13 protein-coding genes and 2 pseudogenes are annotated in these 15,057 nt (G+C 68.9%); 8 read left to right on the top strand and 7 right to left on the bottom strand.

Features of this window, described 5'->3' with window-relative positions; genetic code table 11:
- Window positions 1-2: 2 nt before the first annotated feature.
- Window positions 3-1,067: a biotin/lipoate A/B protein ligase family protein gene (locus tag ABZ826_RS29250; RefSeq protein WP_361454668.1), complete on the bottom strand. Its 1,065-nt coding sequence runs from the start codon at window positions 1,065-1,067 to the stop codon at window positions 3-5.
- A gap of 372 nt (window positions 1,068-1,439) precedes the next feature.
- A pseudogene (locus ABZ826_RS29255) lies at window positions 1,440-2,627 on the bottom strand (dihydrofolate reductase family protein).
- A 38-nt stretch (window positions 2,628-2,665) separates the two neighbouring features.
- Between ABZ826_RS29255 and ABZ826_RS29260 the strand changes: the two are divergent.
- The 4 genes from ABZ826_RS29260 (at window position 2,666) to ABZ826_RS29275 (ending at window position 6,276) form a co-directional block, all read left to right on the top strand.
- Window positions 2,666-3,610 (top strand): hypothetical protein, encoded by a 945-nt coding sequence (locus ABZ826_RS29260; protein ID WP_361454671.1) that lies wholly within the window; start codon window positions 2,666-2,668, stop codon window positions 3,608-3,610.
- Between the two features lie 68 nt (window positions 3,611-3,678).
- Window positions 3,679-4,206, top strand: a complete 528-nt coding sequence (locus tag ABZ826_RS29265) for a class I SAM-dependent methyltransferase (RefSeq protein ID WP_361454673.1) — start codon at window positions 3,679-3,681, stop codon at window positions 4,204-4,206.
- Window positions 4,207-4,287: 81 nt separating this feature from the next.
- The gene (locus tag ABZ826_RS29270; protein ID WP_361454676.1) at window positions 4,288-5,004 is read left to right on the top strand and encodes an HAD hydrolase-like protein; all 717 of its coding nucleotides are present in this window, start codon (window positions 4,288-4,290) and stop codon (window positions 5,002-5,004) included.
- Window positions 5,005-5,916: 912 nt separating this feature from the next.
- Window positions 5,917-6,276: a transposase gene (locus ABZ826_RS29275; RefSeq protein WP_361454679.1), complete on the top strand. Its 360-nt coding sequence runs from the start codon at window positions 5,917-5,919 to the stop codon at window positions 6,274-6,276.
- Window positions 6,277-6,409: 133 nt separating this feature from the next.
- Here the strand turns inward: ABZ826_RS29275 and ABZ826_RS29280 are convergent, their stop codons facing one another.
- From ABZ826_RS29280 to ABZ826_RS29295, 4 genes are all read right to left on the bottom strand, one after another.
- Complete coding sequence (locus ABZ826_RS29280; protein WP_361454682.1) at window positions 6,410-6,982, bottom strand: dihydrofolate reductase family protein; 573 nt, start codon at window positions 6,980-6,982, stop codon at window positions 6,410-6,412.
- 144 nt (window positions 6,983-7,126) lie between these two features.
- Complete coding sequence (locus ABZ826_RS29285; protein ID WP_361454685.1) at window positions 7,127-8,362, bottom strand: RNA polymerase sigma factor; 1,236 nt, start codon at window positions 8,360-8,362, stop codon at window positions 7,127-7,129.
- Window positions 8,359-8,721 (bottom strand): YciI family protein, encoded by a 363-nt coding sequence (locus ABZ826_RS29290; RefSeq protein WP_361454688.1) that lies wholly within the window; start codon window positions 8,719-8,721, stop codon window positions 8,359-8,361. Before ABZ826_RS29290 ends, ABZ826_RS29285 begins: the two co-directional genes overlap by 4 nt.
- A 120-nt stretch (window positions 8,722-8,841) precedes the next feature.
- On the bottom strand, window positions 8,842-9,267 hold the full coding sequence (locus tag ABZ826_RS29295) for a DUF6069 family protein (protein ID WP_361454691.1): 426 nt from the start codon (window positions 9,265-9,267) through the stop codon (window positions 8,842-8,844).
- Window positions 9,268-9,549: 282 nt separating this feature from the next.
- Between ABZ826_RS29295 and ABZ826_RS29300 the strand changes: the two genes are divergently transcribed.
- The 4 genes from ABZ826_RS29300 (at window position 9,550) to ABZ826_RS29315 (ending at window position 14,650) form a co-directional block, all read left to right on the top strand.
- Window positions 9,550-11,670: a SpoIIE family protein phosphatase gene (locus ABZ826_RS29300; protein ID WP_361454694.1), complete on the top strand. Its 2,121-nt coding sequence runs from the start codon at window positions 9,550-9,552 to the stop codon at window positions 11,668-11,670.
- 173 nt (window positions 11,671-11,843) lie between these two features.
- Window positions 11,844-12,053: a ferredoxin gene (locus ABZ826_RS29305; RefSeq protein WP_361454697.1), complete on the top strand. Its 210-nt coding sequence runs from the start codon at window positions 11,844-11,846 to the stop codon at window positions 12,051-12,053.
- Window positions 12,043-13,416: an FAD-dependent oxidoreductase gene (locus ABZ826_RS29310; RefSeq protein WP_361454700.1), complete on the top strand. Its 1,374-nt coding sequence runs from the start codon at window positions 12,043-12,045 to the stop codon at window positions 13,414-13,416. Before ABZ826_RS29305 ends, ABZ826_RS29310 begins: the two co-directional genes overlap by 11 nt.
- A 28-nt stretch (window positions 13,417-13,444) precedes the next feature.
- The gene (locus tag ABZ826_RS29315; RefSeq protein ID WP_361454703.1) at window positions 13,445-14,650 is read left to right on the top strand and encodes a cytochrome P450; all 1,206 of its coding nucleotides are present in this window, start codon (window positions 13,445-13,447) and stop codon (window positions 14,648-14,650) included.
- Window positions 14,651-14,706: 56 nt separating this feature from the next.
- On the opposite strand, the pseudogene ABZ826_RS29320 reads toward ABZ826_RS29315, so the two are convergent.
- Window positions 14,707-14,847, bottom strand: a pseudogene (locus tag ABZ826_RS29320) (MFS transporter); the annotation flags it as partial.
- Between the last annotated feature and the right edge of the window lie 210 nt (window positions 14,848-15,057).

Raw genomic sequence — 15,057 nt, forward strand, 5'->3', positions numbered from 1 at the left:
GCTTACGGCACCCGGGCGATCCACTCCTCGGTGGCGAACTTCGTCCGCACCAGCTTCTCCGCCTGGGCCATTTCTTCCGCCGTGATCTCGCCGGTGGTCAACCCGTAGCGGTTGCGGAAGGAGTCGATCATGTTCTCGATCACCTGTTCCCGGGCGAGGCCGGTCTGGCGGCGGAGCGGGTCGACGCGCTTCTTGGCGCTCCTGGTGCCCTTGTCGGAGAGCTTCTCCTTGCCGATCCGCAGTACCTCAAGCATCTTGTCGGCGTCGATGTCGTACGACATGGTCACGTGATGCAGGACGGCTCCAGAGCCACCATCAGAACCGACGATCCGCTTCTGAGCGGCGCCGGCGATCTTTCCGGCATCGGTGGCGATGTCGTTGAGCGGCTGGTACCAGGCCTTGATACCCATGTCGCCAAGGGCGCTCAGCACCCAGTCGTCGAGGTAGGCGTAGCTGTCGGCGAAGGAGAGGCCGGAGACCAGCGACTCCGGCACGGACAGGGAGTACGTGATGGTACTCATGGGCTCTACGAACATGGCCCCACCACCAGAAATACGGCGTACCACGGTCATGCCGTGTTTCGCCGCCCCTCCGGGGTCCACCTCGTTACGCACCGACTGGAAGCTGCCGATGACCACAGCAGGCGAGGCCCATTCCCAGACCCGCAGAGTGGGCGCCCGCCGCCCGGCGGCCACCTCGGCGGTGAGAACCTCGTCCAATGCCATGTGCAGGGCCGGGGCCTGCGCGTCCGTGTGCACCAACTGCCAGTCGTAGTCGCTCCACTCGGTCGCATGGGCCAGCGCTCGCCGAACCGCGATGCCGACGCCCTCCGCCGTCAGCCCGAGCATGACGGTCGACTCCGGCAGCCCCGCCGTGATCCGGGCCGCCAGGCCTGCGGCGTCCGTTGAGGACGGGGCACCTTCCAGGGCCCTATTGATCGAGAGGATTGCCTCGTCGGGCTCTAGGAAGAAGTCCCCGGCGACGCGCACGTTGCGTAGTACGCCTTCCTCGACGTCCAGGTCTACGACGACAAGCTTGCCGCCGGGCACCTTGTACTCGCCATGCACGGCTTCGTTCCCTTCCAGCGCGCGACGTGGATCGTGAGCCTGTCGCTCCGACATCCGGATAGAGGCGCACATACTTCGCATGGCATTTTAATGCCTCGCTCGTGACGAGCGGCTATGCAGCCTCGATGCCGTTGGAGCGGCATCGGAAGTGTGACCGTCAGGCCTGTCATACGCCTGCGGGCCGAACAGAACCTGGCGTACAGCCCGACTCGTCTGCCGCTGCCTGCGGCTTTTCCTTCGAAAGGGCCTCTGAACTGCGTCGGAGGTCCTTTCCGGGCTTTCAGGGGCTTGCTGCTTTGGGCGACAAAAAGTCCCTCGAAAGTCCCTCGGACAGCGCTGAAAGTCCCTGAAAAGTCCCTGAGGGATCGAGGTTCAGAGCAGGTGCCGGTTGGGCGCCTGCGCGGCGTTCGCGTACTCAGGCACTGCCACGACCGTTACGCCGGAGTCTTCCAGAATCTCGGTGCCTTCAGCACCGGCAACGAAGGTGTCGGGCTCGCTCCAGGCGGTGACGACGCGGCGAAGGCCGGTGTCCCGGATGAGCTGGGCGCAGGGACGAGGGCGGGAGGCTCGCTTGGCGCAGGGTTCCAGGGAGCTGTAGATCGTGGCGGTGGCGAGCCGGGCATCCTCGGCGGGGAGCTTGGTGAGGGCACCTTCCTCGGCGTGGTCGTGGGGATCGCTCTCGCGGGAGTAGCCGCGGGCAAGCTCGGTCCCGTCGGCCGCGACGATGACCGCCCCCACGCTGAAAGCGGTCGTCGAAGGCGGGCAGAGGGCGGCCAGCTCACAGGCGAGGGCGAGCCAGTTCCGGTCCGCGGTGTTGGGCTTGCGGCCCGCGCCGGGGGCACCGGCTGAAGAGATGGTGCTCATCGGGGCTCCGTCGCGGTGTCCTTGGGGGCGTACCTCAGGAGTACCACGTCGCCGATCTGGCGGGTCTCCAGAAGTCGGAGTCGGGCGGCGGGGCCGCCTGGGTAGCTCGCTGGGCCGAGCATTCGTACCGCATCCGGCTGGCCGACCAGGAGCGGGGCGATGACGAGCTGGAGTTCGTCAGCAAGCGCTGCTTCGAGGAGTTGTGTGTGGACGGTGCCGCCGCCTTCGACCATCAGCCGCTTGACGGCGTACACGTCGCCGAGGAGGTCGAGTGCGGTGGGCCACACGGCCTCGGCAGGGACGCTCTGGACGGTGGCCAGTTCACCGAGGTTGGCGCGAGCCTTCTTGGTGGCCGTATCGCCGACGGCCAGGACGAGTTTGTCCCCGCCGTGGTGCCAGAATTTCCAGCCGGGTTCGAGGTCGCCCGTTCCGGTGATAGGTGACCTTCAGCGGGTACTCCGGCTGACCGGCGGCGACCCGGGACGCCCTGCGTTCTGCCGAGTTGACGAGGAGGCGGGGGTTGTCGGCGCGGAGTGTTCCGGCGCCGACGAGGATGGCGTCGACGCTGGCTCGTACGGAGTCGACGCGCTCGAAGTCCTCCTTGTTGGAGAGCAGGAGCCGGTCCTCACCCGGGCGAGTGTCGAGGTGGCCGTCGATCGATACAGCTGCGGACAGCAGGACGTACGGGCGAGACACGCTATCTCCAGAGGGTGTGCACAGGTGAGTCAGGCGGGATGCAGGACGATGCGGTCGAGCGAGGCTCGGAACCCGGCGACGCCGTCCTCGCCGGCTGCGGGGGCCAGCGCCTGGTCGAGCCGGTCAAGCTGACCGAAGATACGCGCGGATCCGGTCTCGGCGGCGATCCCGACGGCCTGCCCACCGATTCGGGCAGCCAGGGTCATGTTGCCTGTACCCGCATGGGCACGGGCGGCACGAGCGAGGCAGACGCCGCGGTCCCGGCGGTATGTGGGCGGAAGTATCGCGATGGCGCTGTCGAAGCCGGCTGCGGCCTGCTCATAGTCGCCGAGTGCAGCGAGGGAGCGGGCTCGGGCGGTGCTGATGTATGCCGTATCGAGCCACGAACCCCAGACGCCATCGGCGCCCGCGCGACCGAGAAGGGTGAGTGCGGTGTTGTAAGCCCTGTGGGCTTCACCGCCTTCACCGAGTACGGCATGTGCATGGGCCTCGTGCAGAACGGCGATGACTTCGAGACGGCTCCCGGGCCGGGCGGTGCGCCGGGCGGCGGCGAGGCCGAGGGCGTCGGCAGGATGACCGGTGTCGACCGCGAGCTGGGCCTTACGGCCGAGGATGTACGCGGTGAGATCAGCGTCGCCGGTGATGTGGGAAGCGTCGAGCGCTTTCGCGGTGCGACTGTGGGCGGTGCGTTCGTCGCCGATGTCCTGGGCGAACCAGCCTGCCAGCTCTTCGTATCGCGTCTCCAGGGCGAGAAGTTCGACGGCCTCGGTGCCACGGGCGGCGCGGCGTCTCGCGGCAAGGGAGACGAGGTGTTTTTGCAGCGCAGGCAACAGGTGCCGGGGACCGATGAGGTTGTCGGTCTGGATCATCACCCGGCGGAGCTGCGCGAAGTGCTCGAAGGGAGGCCCCATCTCGGCGAGTTCGGTGGCAGCCGCCGCCGTCGCGGCCGGGATGGCTGTCGCAACCAGGCCGGCGATCCCTGAGGCGAGAACAACACGGCGGGGCACGGGCACGAAGAGGATCCCGCGATGGCAGGGCCATAAACCGCCTCGTGACCGATGCCGAGGTCGACCTTTTCCTTCAGCGCATCAACCTGTCCGCCGGGTCGTCCGTGCTCGACGTCGGGTGCGGCATCGGCAGTTTCAGCAGGCAGCTCTTCCGCTGGGGCCACGACGTGCTGGGCCTGGACTTCTCGTCGGCCGCGATCCAGACCGCGCACAGGCAAGGCGTCGGAAGCCAGCTGCCCTACGGCGTTCACGACTTCGACGCTCAAGCCATCCCGCCCCGACTGCCGCCCGGCTCACTCGATCTCATCGTGTGCCGCAACGTCCTGCCGTTCATCGATCACCAGCGCTTCATGGTCGACGCTCGCCGTTGGCTGCGGCCTGGCGGGCAGCTGTACGTCCTCGTCCGTGTCTGGTCCGAGCGTGGGGACGAGCCGGACGAGAGGCCGCGGCAACGCGGCTTCACCGAGGAGCAGGTGCGGGACCTCCGGAATGGGTGGGCCGAGCAGGAACGCTGCTGGCTCGGCAGGCACACCGCTCTGTTCCTGTCCGGCGAACGCCGTCGGACTTGGTGACCGATCGCTTGCACGGCCACGGTCACGTCCGCTTGCCCAGCCCACCAGTGCCTTCCCTTCGTTCGAGGAGATCTCGCCGTGATGACTCGCCCGGTTCTTCCCCCTTCACAACGCTCTGCGCTGGCGAAACGCCACCTTTCCAGCTCCGCACCGCGTGCCCTCCTGCTTGACCTCGACGGTGTGTTGCTGGACACACGGCCGGTCATGGAGAAGGCGTGGCGTGAAGTCCAGGTGGCTCATGGCCTCGACATACCGTTCGCCGCGTACGAGGGCAACTTGGGGCGAGAGTTCAGCGACATCATGCGCCGTCTCGGAGTGGGGGACGCTGAGCTCGTCCACGAGACGTACGAGACAGCGTCCAGAGCCGCCTCCCATCTCGCCCGTCAGTTCACCGGCATCGCGAAGGTCCTCCACGCCTTCGCTGCCGCGGACTGGCGACTGGGAGCCGTGACGTCAAAGCCCCTGGACCGCTCCCTCCCACTTATCGCCCAACTTGGCTGCCCCTTCGCCACCGTTCGCGCTCCGAGCAGTGTGGGTTGTTCGAAGCCCGCGCCGGACCCGATCCTGCTGGCCCTGATCGACCTCGGGGTTGACCCCTCCGCAGCCACGTATGTGGGGGACATGGCGGTCGACCAAGAATCGGCGGCTCGCGCCGGCGTTGCGTACGTCCACGCCGCGTGGGGATACGGGCAGCCCATTCCGCCCGCGCCGGAGATCGCCGCTTCGCCGCAGGAGCTGCTGCAGCTCCTGCGCTCAGCCCCGCCGTCCACACCGTTCGTCGAGGGGAGCCTGGTGTGAGTACCCGTGCGAACGGCGGCCTCGGTTTGGCCCGTTCCGACTTCGGCGGCGAGCCCAGATGGGCTCTTGTCGGCAGCGGTGCTCTCGGCCACGTCCAGACCGACTGCATCAAGACGGTGGAGCTGGAAGCCATACCGCTCGACCGACAGATGCTGCGCGACCTCGTCGAGACCGTCATGGCCGCCCTGGAGAGCTACAGCGGTGTGCTCGTCTCCACGCCCGGTGGTGTCGGCTGGTTGCATGTGCAGCACGTTCCCGTTCGGCGCTTCGTGGCCGAGATCCTGCGCAAGCCGCTGGCCCTGAGCGCCTGGGAGCCGTTCGCGGCGGCTCCGGGGCCCGCGACCCTCGCCCCGCACGAAGGGCTCGTCGGTCTGCGTTCGAGCAGCTCAAGGGAGTACCTGGCCTACACCGTCACCTGGTCCGGCATCGCCTGCCTGCTCGGAGCAGCGGCCCCGTACGACCCTTCCCGCTCCGCCCAGTTGCGCAATCTCTCTCGGGCCAGCACGGCGAACACGGAGCCGAGCCCGCTCCCCTCGGGGCTGCGGGAGAGAGACGTCGTAGCGCTGTCCTGGTCCTCCCGTCACGCGGCCACCCTGATGCCGGTGCTCGTCGAGCTGGAGCGCGACGGGCGGACGAGCCTCCTGCTCGACCTCGCCACCGATCCGGCGGAGCGGTGCCCGGCACCGACGGCCATGGGCATCGAAGTGCGCTCGTCGCCGAGCGAGCTCTTCACTCTTTCCGGCACCGCCGACGACCTCCATCTGCCCCCGGACCGCCACGCCGTCCGCATCAAGGGCCACGCTGTCCAACTCGACCGTCTCGTAAGGCTCTTGTCCGTACTCCTGGAATCGAGCGGCGGGTGCACACAGCCCTCATGGCGGGCCCTCGTCCGGGCGGAAACGTGGCTGGACGGTGTCCTCGTCGCGACCCGGCCGCATACCGTCCTCCTCAGCAACGACACCAGCCCGCTGGGCGCGCTGGCCGTGCACACGGCGGAACGCCACGGCGCGAACACGGTCCACGTCCAGCACGGATCTGGCCCGCACCATGGTCCTGCGTTCCCTTGCCTCCCCGCTCCCCATCACCTGGGTCGCCGCGGATGCCGCCTACGGGCGGGACTCCCGCTTCCGCCGCTTCCTGGAGGACGCCGGCCTGTCCTACGTCGTGGCCGTGCCGAAGTCCCAGCAGGTCCACGGGGCCCGCATAGGCCGGGCCTTCGCCGAGGCACGGCAGCGGCTCTTCTGTGGCGACGGCGCCAAAGGACCACGGTGACAGCGGCCACCGGAACCCCCCCCACGGACGGCCAGGTGCCGATGTGACGGGGGTAACCGCCGTCGTCTGGACGTCGCAGCTGTGGGCTCGTGGCCCGCCCTGAAGCGAGTCAGGGCGGGCACAGCGACTCGGGTCAGCGGACGACGTCGAAGATGTTCTTCTGGATGCCGTTGCTGAAGACCTCGCTGTCCACGAGCTTCAGCTTTTGGGCGTCCTTGTCAGTGTTGCTGAACAGCTGCTCGCCAGCGCCGAGCAGCAGCGGGAAGACGAGCAGGTTGTAGCGGTCGATCAGGCCGGCGTCGGACAGGGCATGGTTGAGAGCAACGCTGCCGTGGACGATGATCGGCCCGCCCTCGGAATTCTTGAGTGCTGCGACGTCGTCGAGCGAGTGCAGGATCGTAGTCGGGCCCCAATTGGAGACCAGCTTGTCGTCCGTGAGCGTGGTGGAGACGACGTACTTCGGCAGGTCCTTGTAGTGGGCGAACTCGTCCATGTCAGGCCACACGGGGCTGAAGAGCTCGTAGCTCTTGCGGCCCATGAGGATGGCGGTGGATTCCTGCTGCTCCGTTCCCTTGAGCGCGTACGCCTCGGGGACGAACTCGATGTCCTTGAAGGTCCAGCCGCCGTTGCGGTAGTCGCTCTGGCCGCCGGGGTCCTCGACGACGCCGTCGAGGGAGATGAAAGCGGTGCTGATGAGAGTGCGCATGAGGGTTCCTCGGTGTTTCGTGGGGTGGGATTGCACGCTCCCCCTCGGCGGGGTGGAGCGTCTCAGCCATATGTAGCGGCAGATTTTGTTACAAAGTATGGCGCTTCCGGACGAATTGGGGCGTTGGGTCGGTGAGGCGGAGGGTCAACTGACGTTGCGCGCTGTCCTGTGGTCCCGGCTGGGTGCCAGGCTGCCGCGGCGGCGGGCGAGGAATGCCCGCTCCGCGGGGTTCTGGGTGGCGGCTATTGCGGCGTCGTAGGCGATGCGGGCCTCGGCGCTGCGTCCCAGACGCCGCAGGAGGTCGGCACGAGTGGCGTGCCAGGCGTGGTAGCCGTCAAGCGGTAGCGTGTCGATCTGGGCCAGGGCCACGGCGGGCCCGTCGACCTCGGCGACGGCGACGGCCCGGTTGAGGGCGATCACTGGTGTCGGTTCCAGGGCGTAGAGCTGGTCGTAGAGTGCCGCGATTTGGCTCCAGTCGGTGGCTGCGGCGTCGGGCGCGTCGGTGTGGACCGCGTTTATGGCCGCGAGGAGCTGGTAGCGGCCCGGCCGGTTCACCCGCAGGCAGGTGCGGATCAGCTCGTGCCCCTCGGCGATGAGGTTGCTGTCCCAGCCGCCGCGGTCCTGCTCTGCGAGGGGGACCAGTTCTCCGTCTTCGGCCAAGCGGGAGGCGATGCGCGACTCGGACAGCAGCATCAGGGCCAGCAGGCCGGTTGCCTCCGGCTCATCGGGGATGAGGCGGTGCAGGAGCCGGGCGAGACGGATCGCCTCGGTCGTCAGTTCGCGGCGTACGGGGGCCTCGCTCGATCCGGCGAGGTATCCCTCGTTGAATATCAGGTAGAGGACCGCGAGGACCGTGGACAGTCGCGGGGGGAGGTCCTGCGCCCCGGGTACCTGGAACGGGATGCGGGCCTTCTTGATCTTGCCTTTGGCGCGGGTGACGCGCTGGGCCATCGTGGTCTCGGGCACCAGGAACGCGCGGGCGATGTCCGCAATGGTGAGTCCGCCGAGCAGCCGAAGGGTGAGGGCGACGCGCGCTTCGGGCGCCAGCGCCGGATGGCAGCAGGTGAAGATGAGCCGGAGCCGGTCGTCGCTGATCGGGCCGGTCGGCTCGATCGGAGTGTCGTCGATGAACATCAGGGCCGCCTGGTGTTTGGACTTCCGGGCCGATTCGCGTCGCAGTCGGTCGATGGCCTTGCGCATCGCGGTGGTCGTCAGCCAGCCGCCGGGATTGGCCGGCACACCGGACTGCCAGTGTTCGACGGCAGCGACGAGGGCATCGCTGACGGCCTCCTCCGCGAGGTCGAGATCGCCGAAGCGGCGCGCCAGTGTGGCGATGACCTGGCCGTACTCCTGCTTGAAGACGGCATCGAGGTCAGTCACTCCGCGTCCTGGGGGTCGGCTTCGAAGGGGCGCACTTCCACCTTGCCGTCGCACGCCCGCGACGCCTGGGCAGCGAGTTTGAGTGCGACGTCGAGGTCAGGGACCTGGATGACCCAGAAGCCGCCCAGGTACTCCTTGGTCTCGACGAACGGTCCGTCGGCCAGGACCACCTCGCCGCCCCGGGCGTCGACGGTTGTCGCCGTCGCCGGTTCGGCAAGGCCCCCCGCGAAGACCCAGGAGCCTTCTTGCCGGAGCTTCTCGTTGAAGGCGTCGACGGCCTCGAAGATCGGCTGTGCCTGGTCAGCCGTACGCTTGCGGGAGGACTCGTCATCGACGACGGACAGCAGGTACTTCGGCATCTTCTCGCCTCTTTCGGTGTGGACATCGGGGTGTCGTTTCACCAGTCCTACGAATGGCGGGGGCCCGATTCGACAGTGCGGTGACAATTCTGCGGCCGGGGTCGGGGACGTGCCCGTCGGCTATCGCAGGCGGGACCTGATCCCCGGGATGACGATCGCGGCGACGGCAAGGTGGGTCAGGATCAAGGTCACCCGTGTGGCGGCATCTACATCTGCGATGAGCAGGTCCGGGAGGAAGGACAGCGCCAACAGTGCGAGGGTCGTCTGGACGAAGGTCCGAGCAGGCCGAGCTGCCCATCGACGGCAGGCGGCTGCCAGGGCGACGCCCACTACTGAGAACACGAACGCGAGCTGGGTGAAGCCCAGCAGGGGGACGGACTCGCCCGCGATTTTCAACGACGCGCCGACGGCATGACCCGCAGCCGCGACCGCCGTGGCGACCCCGGCTCCGGCCGCGGCGAACGCCAAGGCCGGCCACCACAGCGCGCGGCGGTTCACCACCGCGGGGGACGTGGTCTCAGTCGTGATCGAGGCGGTCTTAGGCATGTCAGTCACCTTCTCGGGGCGGGGCGACCGTGTGTCGCCCTCTGACATACCCACGAACGAGGTCAACCGGATACGACACCAAGCCGACATCAATTTCGCAAATGACCGGGCGTGCGGCCGTCAGGGACTACGCCCTGTGACAACTACGGCCATAGATGACTCTCCACTACCTGGCCGCGGATGGGGATTCTGAGCTGGCCACTGACACCGAGCGGGCACCTGCCACGCCGCCTCTCGTAGCATGGAGATACACGCGGCCTTCTTCGCGAAGTGGATATCGCTATGGCGGATAGCGAGGGCCTGGAACAAGATGCCGTCCAGGATCTACTGGACCAGACGCTCACCGGGACGGTGGAGAGCCTTGGCGCGTCTTCAGGGACGATCGTGCTGCTGGAGCGCGGCGGCGAGGTGCTGAGCATTGAGGTGATGGCCGGGATTCCCCCGGAGTTCGTCAGCCCGCTGCGGCACATGCGGCTGGCCACCGCGACACCGGATCCGGTGCTTGAAGCGGTGCGCGAACGCCACCTGGTGTGGATCAGCTCCAGCGAAGACCTGGCACGCCGCTATCCGCACGTCGCCCTGCTTCTACCGTACCCGCGGGCCCACGCCATCGTCCCGATCGCCAGCGGGCACACTGCCTGGGGCGCCCTCGCGGTGCTGATACCCCCTGAGCGGTCGCCTGAGCTCAGCGCCTGCGAGCGCCGCACGCTCACCACTGCCAGCGACCGCATCGCGAAGGTGCTGCAAGAGGCCGCCGACGCCGGACACCCTCTCCAACCCGCACCCGAGCCCCGATTCATCCCCCTGACAAGCCCCGCCTCGGCCAACCCCCCGGCCGCGTTCCTCGCGCGCCTCCCCGACGGCGCGTGCTCCCTCGACCCACACGGGCGGATCACCTTCGTCGATCCCACCGCCGCAGACCTGCTGGGCGAGAGTATCCCGCACCTGCTCGGCACCCGGCTGCGGGAGGCGCTGCCGTGGCTGGATGATCCGACCTGTGAGCACCGGCTTCAGGACACGGTCATCAGCCAACTGCCGACCTCGTTCACAGCGGTACGGCCACCCGACAGGCGCCTGCTGTTCCAGCTCTATCCTGACCGCACCGGCCTCAGCGTGCGCATCAGCGCAACCGGCAACGCGCACCCCGCGAAGGCACCGACTGATGGCGACGCCGGGCCGGACCGTTTGGACGCGATGCGTCATCTGGTACGCCTGGCCGGCGCCCTGGCGGAAGCGGCGACCGTCCGCGACATCGTCGACCTGGTGGCCGACCACCTCCAGGTCCCCTTCCGCGCGCAGGGCTTCCTGCTGCTGGTCCCCGAGGCCGGACGGGTTCACGTCGTCGGCCATTGGGGCTTCGCCTCCGAGCTGCTTGACTCCCTCAACCACACGCCCCTGACGGCGAACATCCTGGGCGTGCCGGGTCTGACCGCGAGGGTGCCGTCCTTCTTCGCCACCCGGGACGAATTCCGCGCGGCCTGTCCAGCAAGCCCCGCCGTCGACGGCGCCATGGCCGCGTGGGCATTCCTGCCGCTGATCGCCTCCGGGCACCCCATCGGGACCTGCGTGCTCGGCTACCAGCAGCCGCACCCCTTCACCTCCGACGAGCGCACCCTCCTCACATCCCTCGGCGCCCTGATAGCACAAGCCCTGGGCCGAGCACGGCAGTACGACGCCGAACACCGGCTCGCCCACGGACTCCAAGCGCGCCTGCTGCCGCACACCCTGCCGGAGATCCCCGGCCTGGACGTGGCCGCGCGCTACCTGCCCGCCAGCCACGGCGTGGACATCGGCGGCGACTTCTACGACCTCATCCACCTGACGACCACCGAGGCCGCCGCGGTCATAGGCGACGTCCAAGGCCACAACGTCAGCGCCGCCGGACTGATGGGCCAGGTCCGCACCGCAGTCCACGCCTACGCCGTCGCAGGCTCCACCCCCGGCGAGATCCTCGCCCGCACCAACCAGCTACTGACCGACCTCGACCCCGACCTGCTCACCAGCTGCCTGTGCGCACATCTCGACCTCGCCCACCACAGCACCCAGCTGGCCACCGCCGGACACCACCCGCCCTTGTTGCGCCGCCCCGACCTGCACACCGAGATCCTCGACGTACCGCCAGGGCCCCTGCTGGGCGTGGATCCCGCAGCGTCCTACCCCACCACCGAAGTCGACCTGCCTCCCGCCACCGTCCTCGCCCTGTACACCGACGGACTCATCGAAACCCCCGGCACCGACCACGACACCAACATGACCAAACTCGCGACGGCCCTCTCACACGCCGGCCACACCCTCGACGGCATCGCCGACGTGCTCCTCGACCAAGCCCACCCATCCGGCAACCAGGGCGACGACATCGCCCTCCTGCTCCTGCGCATCCAACCCACTTCGCGCCCCTCGTGAGCGCCAACTGCCACGTGGCGCTCATCAGCTCCGCCTTCAACCTCGACCGCGCCCTGGGCTGACCAGCACGCCCCGCTCCGTACCCCGTTTCCCCGTCTTACCGGGCGAGCCTCCGCCTCCTGGCTCACAGTGGACGAGGAGCGGGGGTGAGGCGACGGAAGGAGTGGAGTGGGATGCGAACCGTTGTGGACCTCGCGCGCTGCCAGGGCTATGCGCAGTGCGTGTTCCTCGCCCCGGAGGTGTTCCAGCTGCACGGGGAGGAGGGGCTGCTGTACACCCCGGCCGTTCCCGACGACCAGCTGGAGCGTGTGCGCCAGGCCGCGGCGGCGTGCCCGGTCCAGGCCATCCTCGTGGGCGAGGAGGTGAGCGCCGGTGCCCGGTGATCTTCGGGACGGCCGCATCGTCATCGTCGGCGCGTCGCTGGCCGGATTGCGGGCCGCCGAGAAACTGCGCGAGGAGGGCTTCGCCGGCTCACTGACCGTGGTGGGCGACGAGCCCCATCCGCCCTACGACCGGCCGCCGCTGTCCAAACAGGTGCTGCTCGGCCGGGCGGCAGCGGACACCACCGGGCTGCCCATGCACCGGGACCCGGACGCCGACTGGCGGCTGGGGGTACGCGCCACCGGCCTGGACCCGGTCGGGAAGCGGGTGGCGCTGGCCGATGGTGAGTCGCTGCCGTACGACCGGCTGCTGATCACCACCGGGACGCGGGCGCGGCCCTGGTCCAACCCGGATGAGGCCGCCCTTGACGGGGTGTTCACCCTGCGCACCCGCGAGGACGCCGCGGGGCTGGCCGAACGGCTGGCCGCCGGGCCGCGGCGGGTGCTGGTGGTCGGCGGCGGCTTCACCGGCTCGGAGATCGCCTCGGGCTGCCGGGAGCGGGGCATCGAGGTGACGGTCGCCGAACGCGGCCCCGCACCCCTGGTGGGGGCGCTCGGCGGCACCCTGTCGAAACTCGCCGCCGCCATGCAGCGCAATCACGGCGTGGACCTGCGCTGCGGGGTGACGGTCACCGCCCTGCGCGGAGACGGCGACGGCCGGTTCATCGGTGCGGACCTGTCCGACGGCAGCCGCGTCGAGGCGGACGTGTGCGTCGCGGCGCTGGGGGCGGTCCGCAACGTCGAGTGGCTGGCCGACGCGGGACTGGCGGCGGGCCCGCGCGGCATCACCTGCGACGCCGGGTGCCGGGCCTTCGACATGTATGGGATCGTCACCGACGACGTCTTCGTGGCCGGCGACGTCTCCCGCTTCCCCCACCCGCTCTTCGACTATCAGCTGCTCTCCTTGGAGCACTGGGGCAACGCGGTCGCCCAGGCCGAGGTGGCGGCCTACAACATGGTCAATCCCGGGCCGCTGCGGCGCCCGCACCTCACTCTTCCGACGTTCTGGTCGACCCAGTTCGGGCTCAACATCAAGTCGGTGGGCGTCCCCACCTTCTCCGACCAGGTGGTCATCGCCCAAGGCTCGTTGGAGGAACGCCGCCTGGCGATGGTTTACGGCTACAAGGGCCGGGTCACCGCGGCGGTCACCGTCGACATGGCCAAGTCACTGGAGTACTACCAGCACCTGATCGAAACCGCGGCCCCGTTCCCGCCCGCGCCCGGCGCGTCGGACCGCCCCCTCGCGGCCGAAGTCCCGGTTCCCTCCGATGTGCCGGACCCGAAGGGGCTCTCCCACGGCCCCACCGTGGCGCTCACCGGTCACCTGCCCGACCGCCGACTGATCATGGCGGCGGCCACCGGCTGACCCGCCCAACCACGAGGAGCCGAAACCCATGCCCGCCGACACCCTGCTGCAACGGATCACCGACTACACCAACCGCCCCGACCCCTACCCGCTGTACGCGGAACTCCGCGAAGCCGGTCCCGTCGTACAACAGGCGGACGGCAGCTACCTGGTCGGCACCTATCACGAGATCGCCGCGCTGCTCCACAACCCGCGGATCAGTGCCGATCCCCGCAGCCTCCCCAACTCGACCGAGGATGCGCCGAAGCCGCCGTTCCTGCGCCTCGACGACCCCGAGCACCACAGACTGCGCACCCTCGCCATGCGGCCGTTCGGCCCCCCGCACAGCCCCGGCCGGATCGACGCCATGCGCGGCCAGATCACCGACATCACCACAGAACTGCTCGACGGGCTCCAGGACCGCACACAAATCGACATCGTCGACGACTTCGCCTACCCCCTGCCCGTCACCGCCATCTGCAGACTGCTCGGCGTCCCGCGCGAGGACGAGCCGCTCTTCCGGGAATGGTCCAACGCCGTCGTCGCCTCCGCCGATGTCAGGCCCGGCGACGACACCACCGAGCAGGACCGGGCGGGCGACCAGGCGCGGAGAGAGATGGGCCAGTACCTGGTGAACCTCGCCGAGCAACGCCGCGGCCGGCCCACCGACGACATGCTCTCCGCCTTCATCAACGAACCCGACCCCGCCCTACGGCTCACCAGCGAGGAACTCGCGGAAACCGGCGTTCTGCTACTCATCGCCGGACACGAGACCACGGTCAACCTGATCACCAACGGCGTACTCACCCTCCTGCGCCACCCCGACCAGCTCGACCGACTGCGCCGCGACCCCGCCCTCCTCCCCAGCGCGGTAGAGGAACTGCTGCGCTACGAACCCCCGGTCCACATGCGGCAACGCATCCCCCGCGACGACGTGGACATCGCCGGCACCACCCTCCCCAAGGGCACCTCCGTCGTCCTCGCACTGGCATCAGGCAACCGCGACCCCAAACGGTTCCAGGACCCCGACCGATTCGATCCCGGCCGCACCGACAACCAGCACCTCGGCTTCGGCAGCGGCATCCACCTCTGCTACGGCGCACCACTCGCCCGCATCGAAGCCCAGACCGCACTCCACGCACTGATCCCCCGCCTCACCACCGCGACCCTCCTCCAAGACCCGCCCCACTACCGGCAGAACGCCATGCTGCGCGGACCCCGCCACCTCTCCATCGAGCTGCAACAACCCGCCTGACTCCCGCCCACAGAACGAAGAATCCCCGGGCCGTTGCCGCTAAAGCCCAAGGCCGTGAAGGCGAAGGCAGCCGGACGAGGTGCCCATTCGAGGAGGAACGCGAGACCGGTCAGGGCGGTGGAGCCGGTGGTGACCAGGACCAGGAGCGGGATGGCGTAGGTGGCCGTCGCACTGGCCAGAGCGTCGGCGGCCCGCATGAGGTAGGTGCGCGGCAGACCGGTGGTGGGAGCGTGTGAAGAGAGTATCTGGGTCACCGCGTCCGAGGGCCGCGGACCTGTGACGGACGTACGGTCGCGCTGGTGTCCGCTGCCCCTGAACCGCCCCGTGTCGAATGGAGACTCGATTTCATGAAAGGATCGGGTCATGGCACGACCTTCCCGTTACCCGCTTGAGCTCCGCCGTCGTGC

It is taken from the genome of Streptomyces sp. NPDC047515 (assembly GCF_040643055.1).
Classification (GTDB): domain Bacteria; phylum Actinomycetota; class Actinomycetes; order Streptomycetales; family Streptomycetaceae; genus Streptomyces.

Coding starts and splice junctions, on each gene's coding strand:
- ABZ826_RS29260 (WP_361454671.1), top strand. CDS start 2,666: ATGCAGGACGATGCGGTCGAGCGAGGCTCGGAACCCGGCGACGCCGTC.
- ABZ826_RS29270 (WP_361454676.1), top strand. CDS start 4,288: ATGACTCGCCCGGTTCTTCCCCCTTCACAACGCTCTGCGCTGGCGAAA.
- ABZ826_RS29280 (WP_361454682.1), bottom strand. CDS start 6,982: ATGCGCACTCTCATCAGCACCGCTTTCATCTCCCTCGACGGCGTCGTC.
- ABZ826_RS29290 (WP_361454688.1), bottom strand. CDS start 8,721: ATGCCGAAGTACCTGCTGTCCGTCGTCGATGACGAGTCCTCCCGCAAG.
- ABZ826_RS29295 (WP_361454691.1), bottom strand. CDS start 9,267: ATGCCTAAGACCGCCTCGATCACGACTGAGACCACGTCCCCCGCGGTG.
- ABZ826_RS29300 (WP_361454694.1), top strand. CDS start 9,550: ATGGCGGATAGCGAGGGCCTGGAACAAGATGCCGTCCAGGATCTACTG.
- ABZ826_RS29305 (WP_361454697.1), top strand. CDS start 11,844: ATGCGAACCGTTGTGGACCTCGCGCGCTGCCAGGGCTATGCGCAGTGC.
- ABZ826_RS29315 (WP_361454703.1), top strand. CDS start 13,445: ATGCCCGCCGACACCCTGCTGCAACGGATCACCGACTACACCAACCGC.